The 25,423-nt window shown below is 40.7% G+C and carries 27 protein-coding genes; 17 read left to right on the top strand and 10 right to left on the bottom strand.

The genetic code is table 11. The annotated features are described in order from the left end of the window. Nucleotides 1–63: 63 nt before the first annotated feature. Nucleotides 64–1,242, top strand: a complete 1,179-nt coding sequence (gene cgtA / locus B0184_RS05615; RefSeq protein WP_005709620.1) for an Obg family GTPase CgtA — start codon at nucleotides 64–66, stop codon at nucleotides 1,240–1,242. 63 nt (nucleotides 1,243–1,305) lie between these two features. Then, complete coding sequence (locus B0184_RS05610) at nucleotides 1,306–1,917, top strand: HI_0552 family protein (protein ID WP_005709598.1); 612 nt, start codon at nucleotides 1,306–1,308, stop codon at nucleotides 1,915–1,917. 49 nt (nucleotides 1,918–1,966) lie between these two features. Here the strand turns inward: B0184_RS05610 and murA are convergent, their stop codons facing one another. The 7 genes from murA to mlaF form a co-directional block, all read right to left on the bottom strand. Then, nucleotides 1,967–3,244 carry a UDP-N-acetylglucosamine 1-carboxyvinyltransferase gene (gene murA / locus B0184_RS05605; RefSeq protein WP_005709691.1) on the bottom strand — a complete coding sequence of 426 codons (1,278 nt, stop codon included), beginning with the start codon at nucleotides 3,242–3,244 and terminating at the stop codon, nucleotides 1,967–1,969. Nucleotides 3,245–3,399: 155 nt separating this feature from the next. Further along, nucleotides 3,400–3,660, bottom strand: a complete 261-nt coding sequence (locus B0184_RS05600) for a BolA family protein (protein WP_005709627.1) — start codon at nucleotides 3,658–3,660, stop codon at nucleotides 3,400–3,402. A gap of 34 nt (nucleotides 3,661–3,694) precedes the next feature. Next, entirely contained in the window at nucleotides 3,695–4,030 is a 336-nt protein-coding gene (locus tag B0184_RS05595; protein ID WP_005709656.1) for an STAS domain-containing protein, read from the bottom strand. A gap of 4 nt (nucleotides 4,031–4,034) precedes the next feature. Then, on the bottom strand, nucleotides 4,035–4,676 hold the full coding sequence (gene mlaC / locus B0184_RS05590; RefSeq protein WP_005709684.1) for a phospholipid-binding protein MlaC: 642 nt from the start codon (nucleotides 4,674–4,676) through the stop codon (nucleotides 4,035–4,037). 80 nt (nucleotides 4,677–4,756) lie between these two features. Further along, nucleotides 4,757–5,284, bottom strand: coding sequence for an outer membrane lipid asymmetry maintenance protein MlaD (gene mlaD, locus B0184_RS05585; RefSeq protein WP_005709596.1), 528 nt, complete (start codon nucleotides 5,282–5,284; stop codon nucleotides 4,757–4,759). Between the two features lie 24 nt (nucleotides 5,285–5,308). Beyond that, nucleotides 5,309–6,085 carry a lipid asymmetry maintenance ABC transporter permease subunit MlaE gene (mlaE, locus tag B0184_RS05580; RefSeq protein WP_005709639.1) on the bottom strand — a complete coding sequence of 259 codons (777 nt, stop codon included), beginning with the start codon at nucleotides 6,083–6,085 and terminating at the stop codon, nucleotides 5,309–5,311. Further along, nucleotides 6,078–6,881, bottom strand: coding sequence for a phospholipid ABC transporter ATP-binding protein MlaF (mlaF, locus tag B0184_RS05575; protein ID WP_005709604.1), 804 nt, complete (start codon nucleotides 6,879–6,881; stop codon nucleotides 6,078–6,080). Before mlaF ends, mlaE begins: the two co-directional genes overlap by 8 nt. A gap of 260 nt (nucleotides 6,882–7,141) precedes the next feature. Here mlaF and B0184_RS05570 point away from each other — a divergent pair, with 260 nt between their 5' ends. Further along, the gene (locus B0184_RS05570; protein WP_005709595.1) at nucleotides 7,142–8,563 is read left to right on the top strand and encodes a DegQ family serine endoprotease; all 1,422 of its coding nucleotides are present in this window, start codon (nucleotides 7,142–7,144) and stop codon (nucleotides 8,561–8,563) included. Nucleotides 8,564–8,662: 99 nt separating this feature from the next. Here B0184_RS05570 and B0184_RS05565 read toward each other — a convergent pair whose 3' ends face one another. After that, on the bottom strand, nucleotides 8,663–9,115 hold the full coding sequence (locus B0184_RS05565) for a DUF441 domain-containing protein (RefSeq protein ID WP_005709660.1): 453 nt from the start codon (nucleotides 9,113–9,115) through the stop codon (nucleotides 8,663–8,665). A gap of 122 nt (nucleotides 9,116–9,237) precedes the next feature. Between B0184_RS05565 and B0184_RS05560 the strand changes: the two genes are divergently transcribed. Continuing rightward, nucleotides 9,238–11,094, top strand: a complete 1,857-nt coding sequence (locus B0184_RS05560; protein ID WP_005709664.1) for a monovalent cation:proton antiporter-2 (CPA2) family protein — start codon at nucleotides 9,238–9,240, stop codon at nucleotides 11,092–11,094. Between the two features lie 84 nt (nucleotides 11,095–11,178). On the opposite strand, the gene B0184_RS05555 is transcribed toward B0184_RS05560, so the two are convergent. Further along, nucleotides 11,179–11,391, bottom strand: a complete 213-nt coding sequence (locus tag B0184_RS05555; RefSeq protein WP_005709600.1) for a cold-shock protein — start codon at nucleotides 11,389–11,391, stop codon at nucleotides 11,179–11,181. 323 nt (nucleotides 11,392–11,714) lie between these two features. Here B0184_RS05555 and proQ point away from each other — a divergent pair, with 323 nt between their 5' ends. The 7 genes from proQ to B0184_RS10530 all read left to right on the top strand — a co-directional run bounded on the left by proQ (nucleotide 11,715) and on the right by B0184_RS10530 (nucleotide 18,413). Further along, on the top strand, nucleotides 11,715–12,269 hold the full coding sequence (proQ, locus tag B0184_RS05550; RefSeq protein WP_005709674.1) for an RNA chaperone ProQ: 555 nt from the start codon (nucleotides 11,715–11,717) through the stop codon (nucleotides 12,267–12,269). Nucleotides 12,270–12,344: 75 nt separating this feature from the next. Next, the gene (gene prc / locus B0184_RS05545) at nucleotides 12,345–14,363 is read left to right on the top strand and encodes a carboxy terminal-processing peptidase (RefSeq protein WP_005709648.1); all 2,019 of its coding nucleotides are present in this window, start codon (nucleotides 12,345–12,347) and stop codon (nucleotides 14,361–14,363) included. Between the two features lie 81 nt (nucleotides 14,364–14,444). Beyond that, a complete protein-coding gene (locus tag B0184_RS05540; protein WP_005709650.1) occupies nucleotides 14,445–16,028 on the top strand; it encodes a L,D-transpeptidase family protein in 1,584 nt (527 codons plus the stop codon). 157 nt (nucleotides 16,029–16,185) lie between these two features. Continuing rightward, on the top strand, nucleotides 16,186–16,743 hold the full coding sequence (gene mepK / locus B0184_RS05535; protein WP_005709635.1) for a peptidoglycan L,D-endopeptidase MepK: 558 nt from the start codon (nucleotides 16,186–16,188) through the stop codon (nucleotides 16,741–16,743). Nucleotides 16,744–16,788: 45 nt separating this feature from the next. Beyond that, complete coding sequence (gene serB, locus B0184_RS05530; RefSeq protein WP_005709676.1) at nucleotides 16,789–17,664, top strand: phosphoserine phosphatase SerB; 876 nt, start codon at nucleotides 16,789–16,791, stop codon at nucleotides 17,662–17,664. A 1-nt stretch (nucleotide 17,665) separates the two neighbouring features. Then, the gene (locus B0184_RS05525) at nucleotides 17,666–18,157 is read left to right on the top strand and encodes a YajQ family cyclic di-GMP-binding protein (RefSeq protein ID WP_005709625.1); all 492 of its coding nucleotides are present in this window, start codon (nucleotides 17,666–17,668) and stop codon (nucleotides 18,155–18,157) included. A gap of 82 nt (nucleotides 18,158–18,239) precedes the next feature. Further along, nucleotides 18,240–18,413, top strand: a complete 174-nt coding sequence (locus B0184_RS10530) for a DUF5363 domain-containing protein (RefSeq protein ID WP_005709593.1) — start codon at nucleotides 18,240–18,242, stop codon at nucleotides 18,411–18,413. 82 nt (nucleotides 18,414–18,495) lie between these two features. Here the strand turns inward: B0184_RS10530 and nfuA are convergent, their stop codons facing one another. Continuing rightward, nucleotides 18,496–19,095, bottom strand: a complete 600-nt coding sequence (gene nfuA / locus B0184_RS05520; RefSeq protein WP_005709608.1) for a Fe-S biogenesis protein NfuA — start codon at nucleotides 19,093–19,095, stop codon at nucleotides 18,496–18,498. A 448-nt stretch (nucleotides 19,096–19,543) separates the two neighbouring features. On the opposite strand from nfuA, the gene B0184_RS05515 reads away from it, so the two are divergent. The 6 genes from B0184_RS05515 to nqrF are packed head-to-tail and all read left to right on the top strand — an operon-like array spanning nucleotide 19,544 to nucleotide 25,362. Then, the gene (locus B0184_RS05515) at nucleotides 19,544–20,872 is read left to right on the top strand and encodes a Na(+)-translocating NADH-quinone reductase subunit A (protein WP_005709662.1); all 1,329 of its coding nucleotides are present in this window, start codon (nucleotides 19,544–19,546) and stop codon (nucleotides 20,870–20,872) included. A 2-nt stretch (nucleotides 20,873–20,874) separates the two neighbouring features. Next, nucleotides 20,875–22,128, top strand: a complete 1,254-nt coding sequence (locus tag B0184_RS05510; RefSeq protein ID WP_005709603.1) for an NADH:ubiquinone reductase (Na(+)-transporting) subunit B — start codon at nucleotides 20,875–20,877, stop codon at nucleotides 22,126–22,128. Further along, nucleotides 22,128–22,901: a Na(+)-translocating NADH-quinone reductase subunit C gene (locus B0184_RS05505; RefSeq protein ID WP_005709670.1), complete on the top strand. Its 774-nt coding sequence runs from the start codon at nucleotides 22,128–22,130 to the stop codon at nucleotides 22,899–22,901. Before B0184_RS05510 ends, B0184_RS05505 begins: the two co-directional genes overlap by 1 nt. After that, entirely contained in the window at nucleotides 22,901–23,524 is a 624-nt protein-coding gene (locus tag B0184_RS05500; protein ID WP_005709633.1) for an NADH:ubiquinone reductase (Na(+)-transporting) subunit D, read from the top strand. Before B0184_RS05505 ends, B0184_RS05500 begins: the two co-directional genes overlap by 1 nt. Before the next feature lies 1 nt (nucleotide 23,525). Further along, nucleotides 23,526–24,122, top strand: coding sequence for an NADH:ubiquinone reductase (Na(+)-transporting) subunit E (nqrE, locus tag B0184_RS05495; RefSeq protein WP_005709658.1), 597 nt, complete (start codon nucleotides 23,526–23,528; stop codon nucleotides 24,120–24,122). 10 nt (nucleotides 24,123–24,132) lie between these two features. Then, entirely contained in the window at nucleotides 24,133–25,362 is a 1,230-nt protein-coding gene (nqrF, locus tag B0184_RS05490) for an NADH:ubiquinone reductase (Na(+)-transporting) subunit F (protein ID WP_005709621.1), read from the top strand. Nucleotides 25,363–25,423 lie beyond the last annotated feature (61 nt).

The raw sequence follows: 25,423 nt of genomic DNA, 5'->3' as shown, positions 1-25,423 counted from the left end.
ATCAGGTTGTACCCTCCCCCACCCCCTCTTTTCTAAAGAGGGGAGCTAAAATAAGGAACAAAAATGAAATTTATTGATGAAGCCCTGATTCGCGTTGAAGCAGGTGATGGTGGTAATGGCTGTGTGAGCTTCCGCCGTGAAAAATATATCCCGAAAGGTGGGCCAGACGGGGGGGATGGCGGCGATGGAGGTGATGTTTATTTAATCGCAGACGAAAACTTAAACACCCTGATCGACTACCGTTTTGAAAAACGCTATGCCGCTGGGCGTGGTGAAAATGGTCGCAGTGCAGGTTGTACTGGGCATCGTGGTAATGATATTACTTTACGCGTGCCAGTTGGAACGCGCGCGATTGACAACGACACTCAAGAGGTAATCGGCGATTTAACCAAGCACGGAATGAAAATGTTGGTAGCAAAAGGCGGCTATCACGGCTTAGGTAACACCCGCTTTAAATCGTCAGTGAACCGTGCACCTCGCCAAAAAACCAACGGTACCTCAGGCGAAAAACGCGATTTGTTGCTTGAGTTAATGCTCCTAGCCGATGTAGGTATGCTCGGTTTACCTAATGCAGGTAAATCAACCTTTATCCGCAGTGTTTCGGCAGCGAAGCCAAAAGTGGCGGATTATCCGTTTACTACGCTCGTACCAAGCTTAGGTGTGGCACGTGTCGGTTCAGATCGCAGCTTTGTGGTGGCAGATATTCCAGGCTTGATCGAAGGCGCAGCCGACGGTGCAGGTTTAGGGATTCGTTTCTTAAAACACTTAGAGCGTTGTCGTATCTTGATTCACCTTGTAGATATTATGCCGATTGATGAGAGCGATCCAGCGGATAACGTGGCGATTATCGAAAGCGAATTGTTCAAATATAGCGAAAAATTGGCAGAAAAACCGACTTGGCTAGTGTTTAATAAAATCGACACGATGAGCGAAGAAGAGGCTCAAGAGCGTGCCAAAGAGATCGTTGAACGCTTAGGCTGGGAAGGAGATTACTACCTCATTTCTGCCGCAACGGGTCAAAACGTGCCAGCATTAACACGCAACATTATGGACTTTATTGAAGCGAATCCACGCGAAGTAGAAGAAGAAAATAAAGAAGCTGATGAAGTGAAATTCAAATGGGACGACTACCATCAAGAAGCGATGCAAAATGCCATCGAAGAAGATGATTGGGACGATTTCGACGACGATTGGTCGGAAGAAGACGAAGAAGGCGTCGAGTTCGTTTATACTAATCGATAATTGGTAAATCAGATGAAAAAGAAGACCGCTTGCGAGTGGTCTTTTTAATAGGAAAAAATGCAAATGTTAAATAGTCAATTTTGCAAAATTTTTGATATTCCTTTCTTCCAATTTGCTCAAATGAAAAAATATTGCCCTGAGGATATTCCGATCATTAAAGCAAAATACAAAGCGAATTGGGAAGAATGGAAAGCATTGAGCCTTGATGTTTATCGAAAATTGGGAATGCCATTTGCCGAGCCTCATATTGAGCGTTGGTGCAATGGTTGGCAAGTCAGAGCTCATTTCTTTACCTATTATAAATATGAGTTCAACCAAAATTCAGCGGTGATTTTATCGGTTATTTTGAACCGAAGACGGTTACAAGTTAGCCTTGATTGGCATTGTTATCGTGCGGATCGTTCTCAAGTGAAATTGCCACAATATCAGCAATGGTGGGAAAATTTGGATCGAGAAAAATATAACGATTTTGAGATTTGGCAAGGTGACGAAAGTGAATATGCCGATTTCAAAAAGTTGAAAGAACTTGATGATTTAACGTTAGAAAATCGAGAGGCTTATTGGTGCATCGGTAAAAATGTTGAGCGGGAAGATTTGGCTAAAACTGATGCAGCAGAATTTATTTTGCAAACTATTCAAGAATTATTACCGCTTTATGAAGCTTGTCATCGGTAATAGATAAATAAAAGGCGAGAATCTCTCGCCTTTGTGTTGTTTTATGCTCTTACGCTTCTTCGGAACTTTCAGAAAAACGCTCGATGGTTGCACCTAAACCACGTAATTTTTCTTCAATGTGTTCGTAGCCGCGGTCGATGTGGTAGATACGATCCACGATGGTTTCGCCTTCAGCGATACAGCCCGCTAATACTAAGCTGATTGAAGCACGTAAGTCGGTTGCCATCACTTCAGCGGGTTTTAATTTTTCTACACCGTGGCAAATAGCGGTATTACCTTCAATTTCGCCTTTTGCACCCATTCGGTTAAGCTCCGGGATGTGCATAAAGCGGTTCTCAAAAATGGTTTCGGTAATGCGACTTGTGCCTTCAGCAATCGCATTTAACAGGGTAAATTGCGCTTGCATATCGGTTGGGAAACCAGGATGTGGCATTGTGCGAATATTCACCGCTTTTGGACGCTGTCCTTTTGAATCAAGCGTAATGGTATCTTCTGTTACCGTCACTTCCATTCCAGCTTCGCGTAATTTTTCAATCACAGCTTCAAGTGTATCTGCTTTAGTACCGTGGCACGTGATTTTACCGCCAGAAACCGCTGCGGCGATTAAGAATGTACCCGTTTCGATACGGTCGGCAACAATGCGATGTGTACAGCCTGTTAAGCGTTCAACCCCTTCAATAGTGATTGTGCCTGTGCCTGCTCCGGAGATTTTTGCCCCCATTGCATTTAAGAAAATTGCGGTATCCACAATTTCAGGCTCGTGTGCTGCATTTTCAATAACCGTTGTCCCTTCTGCAAGTGTGCCCGCCATCATCACAGATAAGGTCGCCCCCACGCTGACTTTATCCATATAGATTTGAGCACCATGTAGGCGTCCATTTGAGGTTGCTTTTACATAACCTTCGTCTAATTCAATGGTTGCGCCCATTTTTTCTAAGCCTGCGATGTGCATATCAACAGGACGAGCACCGATAGTACAGCCGCCTGGTAATGACACTTGACCTTCGTGGAAGCGAGCAACTAACGGTGCCAATGCCCAGATAGAGGCACGCATTGTTTTCACTAATTCGTAAGGTGCGATGTAGTGATCGATATTGCTTGCATCAATATGTACATCGCCATTTTCTGCACGCTCAACCACAATACCTAATTTACGTAAGATTTTGAATGTCGTATCCACATCTTTTAATACGGGAACATTGGTTAAGGTGACAGGTTCAGTAGCGAGGATTGCTGCAAAAAGGATCGGTAGCGCAGCATTTTTAGCTCCTGAAATATTGACTGAGCCGCTCAGCGTAGCAGGTCCAGTAACACGGAATTTTTCCATTGTTTTTCCTTAATAATTGATTTTTGTGACAAGTGCGTTGTTTTTATTTTTATGTAGGCGCGTGTTGTACACGCCCATTCACATCACTTAATTTTTTTGGACGTGTGCAACACGCCTCTACAATAACACGATGCAAAAAACAGATGATTAGATAATTATCCCGCCATATTCAACAAGCGTTCTTTTTTCCATTGCTCGGTTGAGAATACTTTGATGGTTAAGGCGTGAATAATGTTGCTTGAGAAAAGCTCACCAAGTGGTGCATAAACCGCTTGTTGTTGTTTTACCCGAGAAAGTGCAGCAAGAGTATCGCTTACCACAATCACGCCGAAGTGTGAGTTTTCACCTTGAATGTGGATTTCGGTTGCATCAGTGAGGTGTTCTTTTAGTAGATTTTCGATTTGAGTGAGTTCCATAAGTTGATCGGGTTCCTTAGGCATTAATAACATTTTAATTCTCGTTTGGGATATATTGCTTAATCCAGTTGCTTAAACCGTAAAGTTCAGCAAGTGTTTTAATCACTTCAGGCACGTTAATTAAGCCATTTTCTGTCTGTTTTCCGTAATGGTTTAATAATTCAGTGAGGAAAGCGAAGCCAGCCGAATCAATACGTGCAAGTTGAGCTAAATCCCAATAAAGGGCTTGATTAGCATTGGTTTGTAAAAAAGAAGCACGTTGCTCCCATAATGGGCGCAACGTGGCACGAGTTAATTCGCCTTTTAATTGCACTACTTGGCTTTCATTATTCTGAAAAACGCTCCATTGTAATGTTTTTTCGGGCTTCATACTATTATTTTTTAGAAAGTGTAATTGGTTGTTTTGCAGATTGTGCAACTTGAGCAGTTAATGCATCAATACCTTGCTGACGCAAAATGCCACTCCACTCATTTTGTTTGGTTGCTACCATACTTACGTTTTCTGCAGCCATATCATACGCTTGCCATTCGCCAGTACGGCTGTTTTTGCGCCATTTGAAATCAAGTTTGATTGGTGGCGCATTGTTAGCTGAAATTACATTGACGCGAATAGTCACAATAGATTTTCCATCCGTCGGTTTTTCGCTTTCGATTTCTACTTTTTGATCGCTATATTGCGTTAATACTTGTGCGTAAGATTGTTCGATGAATTGACCAAACGCATCAAAGAATTTTTCGCGTTGTGCTTCGCTTGCAGATGAAAGTGATTTGCCTAACACTAATTGACCTGCATATTTTACGTGTACGTGAGGCATTAAATCGTTACGTACGATGGTACGTAGATATTCTGGGGTTGATTTAATTTTGCCTTGGTTGGCTTTGATGTCACTAAACAGTTTATCTGCTGTTTGCTGCATCAATACATAAGGACTGGTTTCTGCAAATGCTTGGCTTGAGAACAAAGTTGCTACAGAAAGAAAACCTGCAACGATGATTTTTTTGATTTGTTTTAACATTAAAAACACTCCATAGAGAAAGTTAATTTATTTGCAAGCGGTAAATTTTTGTAAATATTTTACCGCTTGTAAGATAAAAATTAAGGTGTAGCAGGTGTTTCTGCTTTTTCACCTTCAGTTTTTTGTTCAGCATCTGATGATTTTTTATCACCATACAGGAACTGACCGATTAAATCTTCTAACACCATTGCCGAGTTTGTATCAGCAAAGCTGTCGCCTGATTTCATATATTCTGTTTCGCCTTCCATCATAAAGCCAACGTTTAAGGCAATGTATTGTTCGCCTAATAAACCTGAGGTTTTGATAGAGAGTGAGCTGGTGTCTGGAATTTTGTTAAATTCTTCATTAACCGCTAAGGTTACTTTTGGGGTGTAGGTTTGTTCATCGAGCTGAATATCTGACACACGACCAACAACCACACCACCTACCTTAACCGGTGCTCGCACTTTTAGTCCGCCGATATTATCGAAAGTTGCGTAAAGAGTGTAAGTTTTTTCCGAGCTAAAACCTTGCACGTTAGCAACTCTAAGTCCTAAAAATGCCAAGCCTAATAAGCCGAGTAGCACAAATAAACCTACCCAAAATTCATATTTAATTGATTGACGCATTGTATTTCCTTTCATTGAAATGGATTAACCACCAAACATAATGGCAGTTAAAATAAAATCTAAGCCTAAAATCACTAATGAGGCGTGCACCACAGTTTTAGTCGTTGCTTGGCTAATGCCTTCTGAGGTTGGTGTGCAATCGTAGCCGTTAAATAACGCAATCCAAACCACGGCTAAAGCAAAAATTACGCTTTTTACAAAACCATTGACTAGGTCGCTTACGTGAACAGAGTTTTGCATTACCGCCCAGAAGCTGCCTGAATCGACACCTTTCCAATCGACACCGACAAGAGAACCGCCCCAAATACCAATTGCGGTAAAAATCACGGCAAGGATTGGCATTGAAATGACCCCTGCCCAAAAACGCGGTGCGATAATTCGACGCAGTGGATCAACTGCCATCATCTCAAGGCTAGAAAGCTGCTCGGTCGCTTTCATTAAGCCAATTTCTGCGGTTAATGCCGAACCTGCTCGCCCTGCGAAAAGTAAGGCGGTGACGACTGGCCCAAGTTCACGTAATAGTGAAAGCGAAACCAATGTGCCTAAACTACTTTCTGCCGCGAAATCGACTAATACCACATAGCCTTGTAAGCCTAACACCATCCCGATAAATAAGCCCGAAAGCATAATAATCAGCAAGGATTGTACACCGACTACGTGCAGTTGCTTGATTAAAAGTGGGGTATGTTTGCGAAATTGTGGCTTACCAATCAATGCACCCCATAGCATAAAAGCAGCACGTCCGAATGCACGGATAAATTGGATAGTTGAAGCCCCAATTTGAGTAATAAAGCTAATCATTAAATAAATCCTCTACATAATCTTTGGCTGGATAATGAAAATGCACAGGACCATCGGCTTTCCCTGCTAAGAATTGCACCACTTGCGGATCTTGGCTTTGCATTAATTGTGTGGGCGTGCCGTGTGCAATCACAGTTTTGTTCGCCACAATATAGGCGTAATCGGCAATGCTTAGCACTTCGGTCACATCGTGCGAAACCACAATTGAGGTTAAATTTAGTGCTTGGTTGAGTTTTTTAATTAGCTCAACAATCACGCCCATACTGATTGGATCCTGCCCAGTGAAAGGCTCATCATACATAATTAAATCAGGATCTAATGCAATAGCACGCGCGAGTGCTGCACGGCGAGCCATACCGCCAGAGAGTTCTGATGGCATTAACTGCGCTGCACCGCGCAAGCCGACCGATTCCAATTTCATTAACACCAATTTTCGAATAAGCTCTTCGGGTAAATTGGTATGTTCACGAATAGGATACGCTACATTGTCGAAAGTGGATAAATCCGTAAATAACGCCCCCGATTGGAAAAGCATTCCCATTCGTTGGCGGATTTGATAAAGCGTTTTATTTGATGCGGTGCAAACATTTTGCCCATCAAATAAAATATTGCCCGATTCTGGCACTAGCTGCCCACCAATTAAGCGTAATAAGGTGGTTTTACCAATACCAGAAGGACCCATAATTGCTGTCACCTTACCTTTCTGCACTTGCAGATTGAGATTGTCGTAAATCACTCTCTCCCCTCGTTTAAAGGTGAGGTTGTTTACTTCAACCAGGTTTTCAGTGTGTTGCATTGAATTTAATACCTTTCTTAAATACAAAAATAAAAGTGGATTATACTCCACCCAACGAAATAAAGCCAAAATGCTTTTTATTTTTCAGATAGCGGTCAAATTTTTAGAAAATTTTGCAATGTTTAGAACTCTCTAAAAATTTTTCTGTCCTATCAGACACGAGCAAGGTGTGAGAGTTCATTTCGCCTTGTTTGTGGAATTCACTCTCGTAGTACGATATTTTCGTCCACCCTATGAATAAATTAGGAAATAACACAAATATGAAAACATTAAAAAAATCAATTATTGCAACATCAATTTTAGCTTTAGGTATGGCAACAATGCCAGCAAAAGCAGAAATCAATATTCCATTTATCTCAGCAGTGGCTGGTCAAACTACTAATCAATCTACCCCATCATTAGCAGATATGTTAGATAAAGTTCGCCCAGCAGTGGTAAGCATTTCTGTTGAAGGTAAAGCAAAAGACGAACAATCTCAAGGTCGCAACCGTATGCGTGATTTACCTGAAGAATTTCAATTTTTCTTTGGCGATATGTTTGGCGACCGTTTTGGCGGCGATGTAGCTCCTCGCCAATTCCGTGGCTTAGGTTCAGGTGTGATTATTAATGCAGAAAAAGGTTATGTCATTACGAACAATCACGTAATTAAAGATGCTGATAAAATCACCATCCAATTAGATGATGGTCGTGAGTTTAAAGCAAAATTGGTAGGCGCTGATCCGCAGTCTGATGTCGCTTTAGTGCAAATCGAAAATCCCAAAAATTTAACCGCATTAAAATTTGCTGACTCTGATAAATTACGTGTGGGTGATTTTAGCGTGGCAATCGGTAACCCATTCGGTTTAGGTCAAACCGTAACTTCAGGGATTATTTCTGCATTAGGTCGCTCAACAGGTAATGCAGATGAAGGCTACCAAAACTATATCCAAACCGACGCAGCAGTAAACCAAGGTAACTCTGGCGGTCCGTTAATCAACTTAAAAGGTGAATTGATTGGTATCAACACTGCAATTATCTCACCAAGTGGTGGTAACGCAGGTATTGCTTTTGCGATCCCATCTAATATGGCAAACAGCCTTGTGCAACAAATTATTGAATTTGGTGAAGTAAAACGTGGTATGCTTGGTATTAAAGGGGGGGAATTAAATGCAGACTTAGCCAAAGAATTTGGCATCGACGCACAACAAGGTGCGTTTATCAGCGAAGTCTTCCCGAAATCAGCAGCAGATAAAGCAGGATTAAAAGCAGGCGATGTAATTACCGAACTTAATGGTCAAAAATTACATAGCTTCAGCGAATTGCGTGCGAAAATCGCAACCGCAGGTGTAGGCAAAGATATTGAGCTAACCTATTTACGCGATGGCAAAATTGCAAAAACAAAAGTGACGCTTCAATCTGAAATTGGCAGCACAGGTTCTGTAACTGATTTATTGCCAGAATTGAAAGGGGCGGAATATAGTAATCAAGATGAAAAAGGCGTGAAAGGCGTTGCAATTACTAAAGTTGAAAAAGGATCATTAGCCGAAACACGCGGGCTGAAAAAAGGTGATTTAATCGTAGGGGTAAACCGTCATCGTGTTGAAAATATGAGTGAATTACGAAAAGTATTAGGCGAAAAACCATCGGTGGTTTACTTAAACATTGTGCGTGATGGCGCGAATTTCTTCTTGATGGTTCAGTAGTTTTTATCGGGGAAGGGAATATCTCTTCCCTAATTGCGAGAGCATTCTATCTAACAAGCGGTAAATTTTCCTTAAGAATTTACCGCTTTTTTTATTTTCCTAAAACTTCCCAATCACCAATGCCAAAATCCCTGCGGCAATTAACGGCCCAACAGGAATCCCACCGAAAAATGAAACGCCAATGACCGTGCCAATCATTAATCCCGTAACCAGAACCGGTTGGGTTGCCATTAAATCAACGCCTTTGCCGGCAATCCAAGCGACGAGTACGCCGACAGCAATCGAGGCAAACATTTTCCAATGCACAAAATAAGAGAGTTCGGGCAGTTGAATTTTGCCAGAAACAAGCGGGCTTAATACGCCAAGAGTGAGAATAATAATCCCGATTTTTAAACCATATTGGTCAATCCAAGGAATATATTTTGAAAGGAGTGTTTGTTGCATAATCAATAACACTGCCGCAGAAATGGTAATAGCATTATTGTGACTTACCACGCCTAAAATCAGCAATACAATGAGCAAGAGAGCAATCATATTAAATTGTAATGACATAATCATTCCAGATGTGAAAATAAGAGGATAAATTATAGCAATTTATCCAATTAGTGTGTTTTTTATTTCCGACGAAAACGATAAAATGAAGAGAAATTGATTGATTATTTTTGAGGAATGTTATGTCGAGTGTTGCCAGTCCAGATCTGATTAAAACGGTGATTTTGCTTGCCTCAAGTGTCACCATCGTACCACTTTTTAAACGCCTTGGGCTGGGTAGCGTGTTGGGCTATTTGGTGGCAGGTTGTTTGATTGGTCCATCTGTCTTTGGCATTATCCAAGATCCTGCGGCTGTCGTGCATTTAGCTGAATTAGGCGTGGTGATGTTCCTCTTTATTATTGGGCTAGAAATGCACCCCGAACGCCTTTGGGCGATGAGAAAAGCTATTTTTGGACGTGGTCTCTTGCAAGTGGGGCTTTGTGGCTGTTTGCTGACCTTTGCTGGCATTTATCTGCTTAATCTCTCCAAAGAAGTTGCCTTTATTGCGGGAATGGGCTTTACCCTCTCTTCTACTGCTATTGTTATGCAAACACTTGAAGACCGCGGTATTACTAGCACGCCGAAAGGGCAGCGTGTGATTTCTACCCTCATTTTTGAAGATTTAGCTATTGTGCCACTTTTAGCATCCGTTGCCTTTTTAGTGCCGAATTCAGCCAATGCGGAACACGCAACTGATTGGACTTCAATTGGCATTGCCCTTGCGGCAGTTGTAGGCTTAATTGTTTCGGGCAAATGGTTGATGAATCCGCTGTTCCGCTTAATTTCTAAAGCCCACGTGCGAGAAATGATGACCGCAGGGGCGTTGCTCGTTGTGCTTGGTGCTGCACTAGCAATGGAGCTTGGTGGGCTTTCAATGGCAATGGGGGCATTCGTTGCAGGTGTAATGTTGTCAGAATCATCATTCCGTCGCCAATTAGAAGCAGATATTGAGCCATTCCGTGGCTTATTGCTCGGGCTTTTCTTTATGGGGGTGGGTATGTCGCTTGATTTAAGCCTTGTATTCAACCACCTCTTTTTATTACTCGGTATCGTCTGCCTCTACATTTTAGGCAAAGGCTTAGCGGTTTATTTCGTTGCACGTTTAACGCGCTTAAAACATCGCGAAGCCTTTGGGCGTATGGCATTGCTTGCACACGGAGGCGAGTTTGCGTTCGTGCTCTTTTCTGCGGCAACTTCTGCTAGCGTAATGTCAGCTCACGAAAATGCGACTTTTACGGCAGCGGTGATTCTCTCTATGCTCTTCTCACCCTTGATCACTCAGTTTGCTCGCAAGGTAGCCCAACGAGCAGAAAATAGACAGAATATTGCACAAGATACCAGCGATCTTGACCCGATTGTGGATTTAGAAGACACCGTGTTGGTGCTTGGATTTGGTCGTTTTAGCCAAATTGTCTGCCAAACTTTATTACTTCGTGGTATCAATGTTGCTGTGATTGACCGCAATATTGAAAATATCCGAGCTGCCGCAAAATTCGGTTTTAAAGTGTACTACGGTGATGGTATTCGATTAGATGTGCTCCACGCCGCAGGCATTGAAAAAGCCAAATGCGTGGTCATCGGGATCAACGATACCGACCGCATTGAAGCAATTGTAAGCCAATTAAAAGAGGCTTACCCAAAATTACCCATTTTAACCCGAACTTACGACCGCCAAACGACGGTAAGCCTTATTAAGCAAGATGTGGATTTTATCGTACGTGAAACGTTTGAATCTGCCTTGACTCTAAGCCGTGCGACCTTGATGAAACTCGGCATTAACCAAGTAGAAGCGGATGAAGTGATTGCTGAAGTTCGTTCACTTGACCAAGATCGTTTAAATGAAGAGGTTCTGCACGGCTTTTCCTCCGAAATTGTGAAAAAATATTGGACACCAAAACCCTTCATCAAACCGCATTGTGATGCTAAAGCCTTGAATGAAGAGGCGGCAGAGATTTTGGAAGAAGAGAAAAAGGAAATTCGCAAAGAAGAGGAAAAATAATACCGCTTGTAACCACAGGCATTTTCTCAAATAGATAAAGAGGCTGATATTTGTAGTAAATATCAGCCTCTTTATTAATGATGTTTAGATTTTTTTTACATTTACTGCAGATAAACCACGATCTGATTTTTGTACTTCGTATTGCACTTTTGCACCTTCTTCTAACGTGCGGTAACCGCCGTTGTTTTCGATTGCTGAGAAGTGTACAAAAATATCTTCACCGCCTTGTTCTGGTGCGATAAAGCCGAAACCTTTGGTTGCATTGAACCATTTTACTGTGCCGATTAATGCTGACATAGTGTTTTCCTTCTAAAAATAAATCAAAATTGCTAAAGAGAGATGATGGACAACTAAAACACTCTCATTTTTGAGAAGAAAAGCGATCACATTAAGTCGCAAAAGCCTGTTGATTAGACCATTTATTCACTAAGAAAGCAAATGTTATTTTTGAGATAGGAAAGAGCGTGGAAAATAATCTGAACTTTTCCGTTAAAATGATTGACCTATTTACACGAAAAATTAGGTAAATCTATGGACGAAGCGGGTTAAATAAAATATAGTTACTACCTTAAGTCTTATGCTATCTAACCCCTTATTTTCAGTTAAAAACGGAAGAAATTATGTCTGAACAAGAAGTACAAGCAGCAGTTGAAACCAGTGAAAAAGCCGCAAATACGAATAAAGTAAATCCACCTGTTAAAGAAGTTATTGCCTATTTAGCAGAAAAATTCCCGCTTTGTTTTAGTGTGGAAGGTGAAGCCAAACCAATTAAAATTGGTTTATTTGAAGATTTGGCTGCAGCATTAGCTGACGATGAAACCGTAAGCAAAACACAGCTTCGTCAAGCATTACGCGGTTATACAATGAGTTGGCGCTATCTTGCAGCGTGTAAACCAAATGCAGTGCGTGTAGGTTTACAAGGCGAAGAAGCGGGTATCGTTGATGAACAACAAGCAGAACACGCAGCACAAACTTTAGCACAATCTCGTGAAGCGGTGGCAGCTCGTAAAGCAGAACAGCGTAAAGCACAACGTAAAGAGTTCTTCAAAAAACAGCGAGATGAGCAAAATAAAACGGCTCGTAAATTTACGCCAAAAGCGAAGAAACCAGCCTCTAATGCACCTGCAGCATCAGCAGAAAGTTTAGCTGCATTAGCAACAAAATTTGGTCGATAATTTTCTTATTTCCCTCTCCCCTTGTGGGAGAGAATTATTATTTAAATAGCATCTTTATAGCATATCAGGACAAGCATGAAACTCAATAAAGTAAGCCGTTTGATGGCGTTATTCACAATGGGACTTTTTGTGAATAGTAGCTTTGCGGTTGAACCTCAAATTAAAGAAAATGCGTTAGTGATTCCAAAAGCTAACGATCAGCATAGCATTTCTACCAAACGTGTTACCGCTCGTTTAACCCAATCTCATTACGAAAAATTCAAATTAGACGATGAATTTGCTAGCAAGATTTTTAATCGTTATATCGACTTTTTAGATCCTGCACACAATACTTTCTTGCAATCAGATGTTGAAGAGATGCGTGCAAAATATGGAACGAAGTTAGATGATCAGCTTTATGCAGGCGAATTGAGTGCTGCTTTTGATATGTATGATTTAATGACTAAACGTCGTTATGAACGCTATAAATATGCTCTCTCTTTATTGGATAAAGAACCTGATTTAAAAGCTAACGATCAAATTGAAGTTGAGCGTGATAAAGCGCCCTTCCCGAAAACAACGGCAGAGGCAGATAAACTTTGGGAAGAACGTGTCAAAAATGACATTATCAATCTCTATCTCAAAGAGAAAAAATGGCCTGAAATCAAAAAAACTTTGGTGAAACGCTATGATTTAGCGATCAAACGTCTCACGCAAATTAAGGCTGATGATATTTTACAAACTTATTTGAATGCATTTGCGCGTGAAATCGATCCTCATACGAGCTATTTATCACCTCGTGCGGCTAAAGCGTTCCAAGAGAGTATGAACCTCTCACTTGAGGGCATTGGGGCAACGCTTTCAATGGAAGATGATATTACTTCTATCCGTTCACTTGTACCCGGTGCACCTGCTGCTCGCAGTAAAAAAATCTCAGTGGGTGATAAAATCGTGGGTGTGGGTCAAGGCGAAAAAGGAGAGATTGAAGATGTTATTGGCTGGCGATTAGATGATGTGGTTGATAAGATCAAAGGTAAAAAAGGCTCGGTGGTTCGTTTAGAAATTGAACCAGAGAAAGGGGGTAAAACCAAAATTATCTCTTTAACTCGCGATAAAGTGCGTATTGAAGACAGCGCAGCGAAACTAAGTGTGGATAAAGTTGATGGTAAAAATATTGCTGTGATTAAAATTCCTTCTTTCTATATTGGCTTAACCAGCGATGTGCGTAAATTATTGGCACAAATGAAAGAGAAAAAAGCGGACGCTCTCATCATTGATTTACGCGAAAATGGCGGTGGTTCTTTAACGGAAGTAATTGAATTATCTGGTTTATTTATTAAAGAAGGACCTGTTGTGCAGGTGCGTGATGCTTTCAATCGCATTAAGGTGCACGAAGATCCTGAGGCGGATAAATCGATCTATGATGGCAAGTTGATGGTGATGATCAACCGCCATAGTGCTTCAGCTTCAGAAATTTTTGCAGCAGCGATGCAAGATTACAACCGTGCAATCATTGTAGGGCAACAAACTTTCGGCAAAGGGACGGTGCAACAGAGCCGCTCATTGAATTTTGTATATGATTTGGATAAAGATCCGTTAGGTTATATTCAATATACCATCCAAAAATTCTATCGCATTAACGGTGGCAGTACGCAATTAAAAGGGGTAGATGCGGATATTAAATTCCCTGAAATCATCAATGCAGCGAAAACGGGTGAAAGCTTTGAAGATAACGCCTTGCCTTGGGATAAAATTCCTGCCGCAAGTTATCAAGAAGCAGGGCACGCTCGGGATGCGGTTGAGACTTTAACCCAAAAACACGAGGAACGTGTAGCGAAAAATCCAGAATTTATCGTGGTGAATGAAGATATTGCGATTCGTAAAGAGCGTGATGAGCGTAAATTTATGTCGCTTAATTTAGCTGAACGCCAAAAAGAGAATAAAGAGGACGAAGATCGCCGTTTGAAAAACTTAAACGAACGCTTTAAACGTGAAGGTAAAAAAACGCTCAAAGATATTGATGCATTACCAAAAGATTACGAAGCGCCTGATTTCTATTTAAAAGAAACCGAGCAAATGATGGTCGATTGGTTAGAAATTGATAAAAAAGCGTAACTTCTTTATAATACGTAGATCTTACTAAGCCGCTTCGGTAAAGCCAATAAGCGGCTTAATTTTTAGGTTAGAGATTTCATAATGAAAAAATTTAAATTATTTCCATTAGCAATAAGCCTTTCAGCAATTGCAATGGCAGAAATGCCAACGGTAGAGCAGGCAACTTTACCGATTCAACAAACGGCTCAGCAACATAGTTTACAGATGCGACAAGATAAAATCTTACCTCTGCTAAGTTTTGAAGCTCAGCAAGCGCGAGCAACAGCGTTGGCAAAAGATGCAAATTATGCAGTAGAACAGGAGCAAATTCGCCAAGAACAAGTACGTAAACTTGCTGAAGCGGAAACACGTGTGAAGCAAGAAGTGGGCAATAATGCCTTATTATTAAGCTCAACAACGGCTAAAGTTTATTTAGATAACGATTTCGCACCAATGTGGTCGGATGCAACAGCAACGCGTACTTTTTTAAAAGAGTATGCTCTTTTTGCTGCAAGTGGTGTATCAAATAAAGCAGCGGGTACATTACAACAAATTTTAAATCAGCCAGAAGAGTTTTTAGCTCGTGATATTTTACTTACCGATGCTTTTTTAGATTATCTCTACTACAACAAAAATGTCGCACGTAATGCAAATAACTGGCTCTACAACTTAGGTTCATACCGCACTTCAACACCAAGTGTGGAAAATATTTCAAGTTGGGTGAACGCCGTGAAAAATGGCAATGCAATGCAATTTATGAATAATCTACTGCCTCGTAACCATTTATATCAAGAAACGACAGCCCGCTTATTGGCAATGTCGCCAAATGGTGCTGTTGCAAGCGGCGAGGAAAAAGTGACAAAAGGGAAATCTGCAAAAGGCGGAGAAAAATCGACCGCTTCAAACGCAACGACTTTCTATAAATTAGCATTGAATGCTCAGCGTCTGCGTATTATCCCAAGTTTTAATAATGGCATTTTCGTGAATATTCCAAGCTATCAGCTTTACTATTTCCTCGATGGCAAACTTGTGCTGCAATCGAAAGTAATTGTCGGTCGAGAAGATCGCCGTACGCCTGTGATGTATAGCAAATTAAGCAATGTGGTGGTAAATCCACCTTGGAATGTACCGCCAACGATTTTAAGCAAAGACATTATTCCTGCGTTGGCGAAAAATCCAGGCATTGCCGATGCACGCAACTACGAAATCTTAGATGGCAGTGGTAACAAAGTGAATCCATATAGCGTGAACTGGTCAAAATATCTCAACACGAAAAGCATTCCATATCGTATCCGCCAAAAAGCGGGCGATGATAGTGCGTTAGGTCGTTATAAATTCAATATGCCAAGTTCAGATGCGATTTACTTACATGATACGCCAAACCGTGGTTTATTCGGAAAAACAGATCGTGCGTTAAGTTCGGGCTGTGTGCGTGTGGCAAAAGCCGATGAATTAGCGACCGTATTATTGCGTGAAGCGGGTTGGTCTGCCGATAAACAGCAAAAAGTGCTAGACAGCCAAAAAACAACATCTGCAAGAATTAACTCTGAAAACCCTGTATATCTCTACTACGTTACTACGTGGGTAGAAGGTGGGAAAGTGTTTACCTTGCCAGATATTTACAAGCTCGATCAAAATCAGCCAAAGCCAAATCTTAACTGGCAAGCGGTTAAAAATGTGATCTAATTCGCAAAAATGAAAAATTCCGAGAAGAATTAACCGCTTCTCGGAACTTTTGTTTTTATAATGATCTCAAATTTAATAATTTATGTTTAATAAAATTAAGTTATCTCTTTGATTTCAGACAATTTAATTTTATTCAACTCAATGAATGAGGTGATTCATGAATCCAATTAATCTTCAACGCCGCAAATGGCTTTCGCTAGGCGGTATTGTATTAGGGGCTAGTTTACTCCCCCAACAGGTGTTGGCAAGCCTGTCTACGGTGAAGCCGCTTGCACTACGTTTTCGCAATATTAACACGGGCGACACCTACGCCGTCAAATTCAACGGCAATAATTTAGTTGCAAATGATCTAAAACAGCTCAACTATCTAATGCGTGATCGTCGTACGGGAGAAGTAAGACGCATTGATCCTAATCTTTTTGTGAAACTCAACCAACTCCAGCAACGCCTTGGCTTACGTAATGCAGAAGTGGTAGTGATTAGTGGTTATCGTTCAGCTAAAACTAATGCAAAATTAAAACGCGAGCATCACGGCGTGGCAAGCAACAGCTTCCATATTCGCGGGCAGGCAGTTGATATTCAATTCTCCGGTGTACCATTAGTTAAAGTGAAGCAAGCGGCGGAAAGTTTAAGTAATGGCGGTGTAGGTTATTATCCTCGCAGTAATTTTGTGCATGTTGATACAGGTCCTGTACGTACGTGGCTTGGGGTTTAGATTTAGATATAACAATATAATCATCTTAATTTGCCAATATATTTTATGCCAAACACAATTTTTATTTACGCAAAACAACTCACTCAAATCCAGATTAACGAATTTAGCCAACAGATTTCAGCAGAATGTGTTGGACAAGCGGCCTATTTAGACTACCAAGTTGCATTTTTTAAAACAGAATCGACCGCTTGTAAATACACAGAAATCGCTCGCCAATTGAATATCGATCTTGCCGATTTAACAGAGATACCTAATTTCAATCAACAAGGTTTATTGCTTATGGATATGGATTCGACCGCAATCAAAACTGAGTGTATTGATGAGATTGCAAAATTGGCAGGCACAGGCGAAGTGGTTTCTGCGATTACTGCTAGTGCGATGCGTGGTGAGTTAGATTTTGAGCAGAGTTTACGTAAACGCGTGGGCACGCTTGAAAATGCCCCAGAAAGTATTTTGCAAAAAGTGCGAGAAAATCTACCGCTTATGGATGGCTTTGAGCTGTTGGTGCAAATGCTCAAACAACAAGGTTGGAAGATTGCCATTGCTTCTGGCGGTTTTGATTATTTTGCGGATTACCTCAAAGAGACTTACAGCTTGGATTATGCCGTCTCAAACCAGTTGGAAATTATTGATGGCAAACTCACAGGCAAAGTGCTTGGTGAAGTAGTAGATGCACAATATAAAAAAGAGACACTTGAAATGTTGGGCAAAAAATACCAAATTCCAGCCAGCCAATGGGTTGCAGTGGGAGATGGAGCGAACGATTTACTGATGCTCAAAACTGCGACTTTAGGCGTCGCGCTACACGCTAAACCAAAAGTGCAAGAACAAGCGAAATTTATGGTAAACTCTGCAGATTTAACAGCGATTTTGCTGTTGTTAAACGCAAAAACTATTTTTGATAAATTAAGAGGAAAGTAAAATGCCATCTTTTGACATTGTTTCAGAAATTACTCTACACGAAGTGCGTAATGCGGTAGAAAATGCAAATCGCGTATTAAGCACACGCTACGATTTCCGCGGTGTAGAGGCGGTTATCGAATTAAATGAGAAAAACGAAACCATCAAAATTACTACTGAATCGGATTTCCAATTAGATCAACTGATTGAGATCTTAATTGGCTCTTGCGTAAAACGTGGTATCGAACACAACTCACTTGATATTCCATCAGAAAGCGAGCATCACGGCAAACTTTACAGCAAAGAGATTAAGCTAAAACAAGGGATTGAAAGCGAAATGGCGAAAAAAATCACGAAACTAATCAAAGATGCAAAAATTAAAGTGCAGGCACAGATTCAAGGCGATCAGGTGCGTGTTACGGGTAAATCTCGTGATGACCTTCAATCTGTCATTCAACTGGTGAAAGGTGCTGAATTAGGACAACCGTTCCAATTCAATAACTTCCGAGATTAATAAACAAGCGGTGAAATTTTCTCTCAAATTTGCAAAATAGCAGAGAAATCTTACCGCTTTTTTCAAACTGGAGGAAAATAAAATGATTGATGAGAAAAAAAGCTGGTTTAAAAAAACATTAGAAAAATATGACCAATTTTGCGAAGAACTTGGCGTTAATCGTGGTGCTTGTCGAGGTTGTGTGCCTGTTGCGAAATTTGATCCTGAGCCAGAAAATCGAATGAAAAAGGAGAAAAAAGAGAGTAATAATTCATAAAAAATAAATATTTGATTGATTATTACTTTATGAAAGAAAAGTTGAAAGGCTACGGAAATAGGTATTTTCGTAGCCTTTATTTTTAGTAATAAGAATGCTCACCGCGTTGGTGTTCGGTCACATCTTTCACTCCTACCAGCTCTTCTGGGAACATTGCAAGCAGTTGTTTTTCGATGCCTTCTTTTAAGGTCACATCTACCATTGAGCAACCATTACAGCCACCACCGAATTGAAGGATAGCGATTTTATCATCAGTCACTTCAATCAGAGTAATTTTACCACCATGGCTTGCAAGCTGAGGGTTGATTTGGGTTTGAATCACATAGTCTAAACGCTCAATAAACGGTGCATCGTCTGCGACTTTACGCATTTTGGCATTCGGTGCTTTTAGGGTCAGTTGTGAGCCCATTGGGTCAGTGATGTAGTCGATTTCTGCTTCATCTAAGAAAGGTAAGCTGATTTCATCCACAAAGGCGGAAAAGCCGTTGTAGTCAAATTGGCTATCGGTTTCTTCTACTGCATTGGGTGGGCAGTAAGATACGCCACATTCTGCACCCGGTGTACCTGGGTTTACCACGAAAATACGGATATTTGTGCCTTCTTCTTGTTGTTCTAATAAACGGCGGAAGTGGGCTTGGGCATCTTCAGAAATAGTGATGTGAGTAAGCTGTTCTTGTTCCATTTTTTCTCTCTATTTGGCTAAATATTTGACTAAATTTGTTGGGTATTTTACGCCTAATTCTGTTTTTAGGCTAGATAAGCGGTCGATTTCTTCGATAGTTTTACATTTTTCTTGTTGTGCTTTCTATCTTATTAAGACAGTATAACTCTTTGTGGGTATTTGTTAAAATGTTCTTGCCTAAATGTTGATAAAGTTCAAACTTTTCAAGAGTAAAATGTAAAAAAGTCGGGATTTTATGGAAAGTTTTTGCCATTTTAGGTAGAATAGGGTGTTTTATTTTACATCTTTGCAAGCAATTTTTGCGAGATGTGAAAACGATTTGAGAACTTTTTGTAGCTTTTGGTCATAAGTGGGGGATCGTTTATGACTAAATTCGTTACAACTCAATAAGCGATTGTGAATCTTCGCAATCATTTTTTTAAACCCAAGAAGAAGTAGTGCAAATAATATGATTACAATCAAAAAAGGCTTGGATTTACCTATTGCAGGTGCTCCAGCACAAGTAATCCATAACGGCAATACCGTGACGGAAGTTGCGATCCTTGGCGAAGAATATGTAGGTATGCGTCCTTCAATGAAAGTGCGTGAAGGCGATGTAGTGAAGAAAGGTCAGGTACTTTTTGAAGATAAAAAGAACGCTGGCGTGGTGTTCACTGCCCCTGCAAGTGGTACTGTGGTTGCAATCAATCGTGGTGAAAAGCGTGTTCTTCAGTCAGTAGTGATCAAAGTTGAGGGTGATGAGCAAGTTACCTTTACTCGCTATGAAGTGGCTCAATTAGCTTCTTTAACCGCTGAGCAAGTAAAACAAAATTTAGTGGAATCTGGCTTATGGACTGCGTTACGCACTCGTCCATTTAGCAAGGTGCCTGCATTAGATGCTGTGCCATCTTCTATTTTCGTGAATGCGATGGACACAAGCCCATTAGCGGCAGATCCAACCGTGATTATTAACGAATATAAAGCAGATTTTGAGCACGGTTTAACTATTTTAACTAAATTAGGCAAAATCAATTTAGTGAAAAAAGCGGGCTCAAATGTGCCTTCTGTAAACGGTGTAAATATTCACGAGTTTGCTGGTGTTCACCCTGCAGGTCTTGTGGGTACGCATATCCACTTTATTGATCCAGTTGGCATCAATAAACAAGTGTGGCACTTAAACTATGAAGATGTGATTGCTATCGGTAAATTATTCACAACAGGCGAATTATTTACAGATTGCGTAATTGCTCTTGCAGGTCCGCAGGTGAAAAAACCTCGTTTAATCCGTACTTGTATTGGTGCGAACCTTTCACAATTAACTGCAAATGAATTAAATGCAGGTAACAATCGTGTGATTTCAGGTTCTGTACTTTATGGTGCGAAAGCAGCGGGTGCTCATGATTATTTAGGTCGTTATGCGTTACAAGTGTCTGTAATTGCAGAAGATACAACAAAAGAATTTATGGGCTGGATTTCTCCACAAGCAAACAAATTCTCAATTACGCGTACGGTGTTAGGTCACTTCGGTCGTAAGTTATTTAACTTCACCACGGCTGAAAATGGTGGTCACCGTGCAATGGTACCAATTGGTAACTATGAGCGTGTAATGCCGTTAGATATTCTTCCATCACACTTGCTTCGTGATTTAGAAGTGGGTGATACAGACTCAGCACAATTATTAGGTGCATTAGAGTTAGATGAAGAAGATTTGGCGTTATGTACTTTCGTCTGTCCAGGTAAAACCGATTACGGTTTCTTCTTGCGTCAAGCATTAGACAAGATTGAGAAGGAAGGTTAGAAATGGGTTTGAAAAATCTTTTTGAAAAAATGGAACCTGCGTTTCTTCCTGGTGGTAAATATGCAAAATTATACCCTTTATTTGAATCGGTATTTACTTTGTTCTATACACCAGGTACAGCAACGCAAAAAACGACTCACGTACGTGATGCTTTAGATTCAAAACGTATGATGATTATCGTTTGGTTAGCATTGTTCCCAGCGTTATTCTACGGTATGTATAACGTGGGACATCAATCAATTCAAGCGATTACCAGTTTAGGCAACTTGCAACAAGTAATTGCAAACGACTGGCATTATGCTTTAGCACAAGCGGTCGGTATTGACTTAACTTCTGCAGCAGGTTGGGGAAGTAAAATGGCACTAGGTGCGATTTTCTTCTTACCTATCTATATTGTAGCATTCGCAGTGGGTATGTTCTGGGAATTATTATTTGCTATCGTGCGTGGTCACGAAGTAAATGAAGGTTTCTTCGTAACAACCATTTTATTCGCGTTAATCGTTCCACCAACATTACCATTATGGCAAGCTGCTCTTGGTATCACTTTCGGTTTAGTAGTCGCAAAAGAAGTCTTCGGCGGTGTAGGTAAAAACTTTATGAACCCAGCGTTAGCAGGTCGTGCGTTTTTATTCTTCGCGTATCCAGCACAAATTTCGGGTGACTTAGTTTGGACAGCTGCGGATGGTTTCTCAGGTGCAACTGCACTTTCACAATGGGCACAAGGCGGTGAAGCAGCACTTAAACACGTTGCAACAGGTGAGCCAATTACTTGGATGGATGCGTTCTTAGGCAACTTACCTGGTTCAATGGGTGAGGTTTCAACTCTTGCGTTAATTGTTGGTGCTGCAATTATCGTGTTCGCACGCATTGCTTCATGGCGTATCATTGCTGGTGTAATGATCGGTATGGCTGCGACTGCAACGATGTTTAACATCATCGGTTCAGACACTAACCCAATGTTCTCAATGCCATGGCATTGGCACTTCGTGTTAGGTGGCTTTGCAATCGGTATGTTCTTTATGGCAACCGACCCAGTATCTGCATCATTTACCAATAAAGGTAAGTGGTGGTATGGTATTTTAATCGGTTTCATGGCAGTGCTTGTTCGCGTGGTAAACCCTGCGTATCCAGAAGGTATGATGTTAGCAATCTTATTCGCTAACTTATTCGCACCAATCTTCGACTACTTAGTGGTTCAAGGTAACATTAAACGCAGAAAAGCGAGAACTGCCGTAAAAACGGGGGAAACTGCATAATGGCTAAATTTAATAAAGATAGCGTTGGCGGTACTTTAACCGTCGTTGTATTGTTGAGCTTAGTGTGTTCTCTTATCGTAGCGGGTGCAGCGGTGTTGTTAAAACCAACCCAAGAGATCCAAAAACAGCTTGATAAACAGAAAAACATCTTACAAGCGGCTGGTTTAATGCAAGAAAATACCAATGTGCAAGACACTTACGCAAAATTCATTGAGCCAAAAATTGTGGATTTAGCAACAGGTGACTATGTTGATGGTATCACTAACTTTGATGCAAAAGCAGCAGCAAAAGATCCTGCTCAAAGTATTCAAATTGCACAAGCAGATGACAGAGCAAATATTAAAGTGCGTGCAAAATATGCTGAAGTTTATCTTGTAAAAGATGAAAACGGCAAAGTTGTCCAAGCGGTATTGCCAATGTATGGTAACGGCTTATGGTCAATTATGTACGGCTTAGTGGCGGTGCAATCTGATGCCAATACCATTAACGGTATTACCTACTATGAACAAGGTGAAACCGCTGGTCTTGGTGGTGAGATTGCAAACCCTGTTTGGCAAAAACACTTTGTAGGCAAAAAATTATTTGACGAACAAGGCAATGTCGCTTTAACCGTTGGTAAAGGGGCATCAGCAAATAAAGAGCACGGTATTGATGGTCTTTCGGGTGCAACCTTAACTTCAAAGGGTGTTGATGGTTCATTTAAATACTGGTTCGGTCAAAATGGTTTTGGTCCATTCTTAGCGAAATTTAAAGCAACAGCAGGAGCTAACTAATGGCAGGCAGCAACCTTAAAAATCTATTGTTATCTCCAATCGTAGATAACAACCCAATTGCATTACAAATTTTAGGTATCTGTTCTGCATTGGCGGTAACTACACAGTTAAAAACTGCGGTGGTAATGGCGATTGCGGTAAGTTTAGTAACCGCTTTCTCGAGTATGTTCATATCAATGATCCGTAACTACATTCCAAATAGTATCCGTATCATTGTACAAATGGCGATTATTGCATCATTAGTAATCTTGGTTGACCAAATTTTACGTGCTTATGCTTATGAACTTTCAAAACAGTTATCAGTATTCGTTGGTTTGATCATTACTAACTGTATCGTAATGGGACGTGCGGAAGCATTCGCAATGAAATCTGGTCCAGTTGAAAGTTTCGTTGACGGTATCGGTAATGGTTTAGGTTATGGTGCGATGTTAGTTATCGTTGCATTCTTACGTGAGCTAATTGGTTCAGGTAAACTTTTCGGTGTGACTATCTTTCAAACTATTCAAGATGGTGGTTGGTATCAAGCAAACGGTTTATTCTTACTAGCACCAAGTGCATTCTTTATCATTGGTTTCGTGATCTGGGCAATCAGAACATGGAAACCAGAACAAGTGGAGAAATAAGATGCAAGAATTACTTAGTATTTTTGTAAAATCTGTATTCATTGAGAATATGGCACTTTCTTTCTTCCTTGGTATGTGTACATTCCTTGCGGTGTCTAAGAAAGTTTCGACCGCTTTTGGTTTAGGTATTGCGGTAATCGTTGTATTAGGTATTTCTGTACCTGCAAACCAATTAGTTTACGAACACGTTTTAAAAGATGGTGCATTAGTAGAAGGCGTAGATTTAACATTCTTAAACTTCATCACTTTCATCGGTGTAATTGCAGGTATCGTGCAAATCCTTGAGATGGTATTAGATAAATACTTCCCTGCACTTTATAGTGCCTTAGGTATTTTCTTACCGTTGATTACTGTAAACTGTGCGATCTTCGGTGGTGTATCATTCATGGTTCAACGTGAATATAACTTTGGCGAATCTATCGTGTATGGTATTGGTGCAGGTACAGGTTGGATGTTAGCGATCGTTGCGCTTGCCGGTTTAACTGAGAAAATGAAATACTCAGATGTGCCAGCAGGTTTACGCGGTTTAGGTATTACCTTTATCACTGCAGGTTTAATGGCATTAGGCTTTATGTCATTCTCAGGCATTCAATTATAAGGAGTATATCGTGGATAGTAATTTTATTTTCGGTATCGTGGTATTTACTGCCCTTGTATTAGTGCTTGCAGTATTTATCCTTTTAGCAAAATCGAAGTTAGTGGATTCTGGTGACATCACTATTACTATTAACGACGATCCTGAAAAATCAATCACGCTTCCAGCGGGCGGAAAATTACTCGGTGCTTTAGCGAGTAAAGGGATATTCGTATCATCGGCTTGTGGTGGTGGTGGCTCATGTGGTCAATGTATCGTGAAAGTAAAATCAGGCGGTGGCGAAATCCTTCCAACTGAACTTTCTCACATCACCAAACGTGAAGCGAAAGAAGGCTACCGTTTATCTTGTCAAGTTAACGTAAAAGGCAATATGGACGTGGAACTTCCAGAAGAAATCTTCGGCGTGAAAAAATGGCAATGTACGGTTATCTCTAACGATAACAAAGCAACCTTCATCAAAGAGCTTAAATTGGCGATTCCTGAAGGCGAAGAAGTGCCGTTCCGTGCAGGTGGTTATATTCAAATTGAAGCAGATCCGCATACAGTTAATTATAAAGACTTCGATATTCCAAAAGAGTATCACGAGGACTGGGACAAATATAACCTCTGGCGTTATGTCTCTAAAGTGGATGAGCATATTATTCGTGCTTACTCAATGGCTTCATACCCAGAAGAGAAAGGCATTATTATGCTTAACGTGCGTATCGCAACACCACCACCGAGCAACCCAGATGCGCCTCCAGGTCAAATGTCTTCATACATTTGGTCATTAAAAGAGGGCGATAAAGTGACTATTTCTGGTCCATTCGGTGAATTCTTCGCGAAAGAAACCGATGCAGAAATGGTATTTATCGGTGGTGGTGCAGGTATGGCACCAATGCGTTCACACATCTTCGACCAGTTAAAACGTTTACACTCAAAACGTAAAATGTCATTCTGGTATGGTGCACGTTCTAAACGTGAAATCTTCTATCAAGAAGACTTCGACCAACTCCAAGCTGAAAACGATAATTTCGTATGGCATGTGGCGTTGTCAGATGCATTACCTGAAGATAACTGGACAGGTTACACAGGCTTTATCCATAACGTGCTTTATGAAAACTACTTAAAAGATCACGAAGCACCAGAAGATTGTGAATACTATATGTGTGGACCACCAATTATGAATGCATCGGTAATTAAGATGCTGAAAGATTTAGGTGTAGAAGACGAAAACATCTTATTAGATGACTTCGGTGGTTAATCTCACTTAATCAATAAAAGCGGTTCGATTTGTAAAATATTTTGCAAATCGCACCGCTTGT

Origin of the sequence: Haemophilus paraphrohaemolyticus, from assembly GCF_002015045.1 — a bacterium.
In the GTDB taxonomy this organism is placed as follows: domain Bacteria; phylum Pseudomonadota; class Gammaproteobacteria; order Enterobacterales; family Pasteurellaceae; genus Haemophilus_A; species Haemophilus_A paraphrohaemolyticus.
This window is presented reverse-complemented; position numbering and strand designations above follow the sequence as displayed.

Coding starts and splice junctions, on each gene's coding strand:
- cgtA (WP_005709620.1), top strand. CDS start 64: ATGAAATTTATTGATGAAGCCCTGATTCGCGTTGAAGCAGGTGATGGT.
- B0184_RS05610 (WP_005709598.1), top strand. CDS start 1,306: ATGTTAAATAGTCAATTTTGCAAAATTTTTGATATTCCTTTCTTCCAA.
- murA (WP_005709691.1), bottom strand. CDS start 3,244: ATGGAAAAATTCCGTGTTACTGGACCTGCTACGCTGAGCGGCTCAGTC.
- B0184_RS05600 (WP_005709627.1), bottom strand. CDS start 3,660: ATGGAACTCACTCAAATCGAAAATCTACTAAAAGAACACCTCACTGAT.
- B0184_RS05595 (WP_005709656.1), bottom strand. CDS start 4,030: ATGAAGCCCGAAAAAACATTACAATGGAGCGTTTTTCAGAATAATGAA.
- mlaC (WP_005709684.1), bottom strand. CDS start 4,676: ATGTTAAAACAAATCAAAAAAATCATCGTTGCAGGTTTTCTTTCTGTA.
- mlaD (WP_005709596.1), bottom strand. CDS start 5,284: ATGCGTCAATCAATTAAATATGAATTTTGGGTAGGTTTATTTGTGCTA.
- mlaE (WP_005709639.1), bottom strand. CDS start 6,085: ATGATTAGCTTTATTACTCAAATTGGGGCTTCAACTATCCAATTTATC.
- mlaF (WP_005709604.1), bottom strand. CDS start 6,881: ATGCAACACACTGAAAACCTGGTTGAAGTAAACAACCTCACCTTTAAA.
- B0184_RS05570 (WP_005709595.1), top strand. CDS start 7,142: ATGAAAACATTAAAAAAATCAATTATTGCAACATCAATTTTAGCTTTA.
- B0184_RS05565 (WP_005709660.1), bottom strand. CDS start 9,115: ATGTCATTACAATTTAATATGATTGCTCTCTTGCTCATTGTATTGCTG.
- B0184_RS05560 (WP_005709664.1), top strand. CDS start 9,238: ATGTCGAGTGTTGCCAGTCCAGATCTGATTAAAACGGTGATTTTGCTT.
- B0184_RS05555 (WP_005709600.1), bottom strand. CDS start 11,391: ATGTCAGCATTAATCGGCACAGTAAAATGGTTCAATGCAACCAAAGGT.
- proQ (WP_005709674.1), top strand. CDS start 11,715: ATGTCTGAACAAGAAGTACAAGCAGCAGTTGAAACCAGTGAAAAAGCC.
- prc (WP_005709648.1), top strand. CDS start 12,345: ATGAAACTCAATAAAGTAAGCCGTTTGATGGCGTTATTCACAATGGGA.
- B0184_RS05540 (WP_005709650.1), top strand. CDS start 14,445: ATGAAAAAATTTAAATTATTTCCATTAGCAATAAGCCTTTCAGCAATT.
- mepK (WP_005709635.1), top strand. CDS start 16,186: ATGAATCCAATTAATCTTCAACGCCGCAAATGGCTTTCGCTAGGCGGT.
- serB (WP_005709676.1), top strand. CDS start 16,789: ATGCCAAACACAATTTTTATTTACGCAAAACAACTCACTCAAATCCAG.
- B0184_RS05525 (WP_005709625.1), top strand. CDS start 17,666: ATGCCATCTTTTGACATTGTTTCAGAAATTACTCTACACGAAGTGCGT.
- B0184_RS10530 (WP_005709593.1), top strand. CDS start 18,240: ATGATTGATGAGAAAAAAAGCTGGTTTAAAAAAACATTAGAAAAATAT.
- nfuA (WP_005709608.1), bottom strand. CDS start 19,095: ATGGAACAAGAACAGCTTACTCACATCACTATTTCTGAAGATGCCCAA.
- B0184_RS05515 (WP_005709662.1), top strand. CDS start 19,544: ATGATTACAATCAAAAAAGGCTTGGATTTACCTATTGCAGGTGCTCCA.
- B0184_RS05510 (WP_005709603.1), top strand. CDS start 20,875: ATGGGTTTGAAAAATCTTTTTGAAAAAATGGAACCTGCGTTTCTTCCT.
- B0184_RS05505 (WP_005709670.1), top strand. CDS start 22,128: ATGGCTAAATTTAATAAAGATAGCGTTGGCGGTACTTTAACCGTCGTT.
- B0184_RS05500 (WP_005709633.1), top strand. CDS start 22,901: ATGGCAGGCAGCAACCTTAAAAATCTATTGTTATCTCCAATCGTAGAT.
- nqrE (WP_005709658.1), top strand. CDS start 23,526: ATGCAAGAATTACTTAGTATTTTTGTAAAATCTGTATTCATTGAGAAT.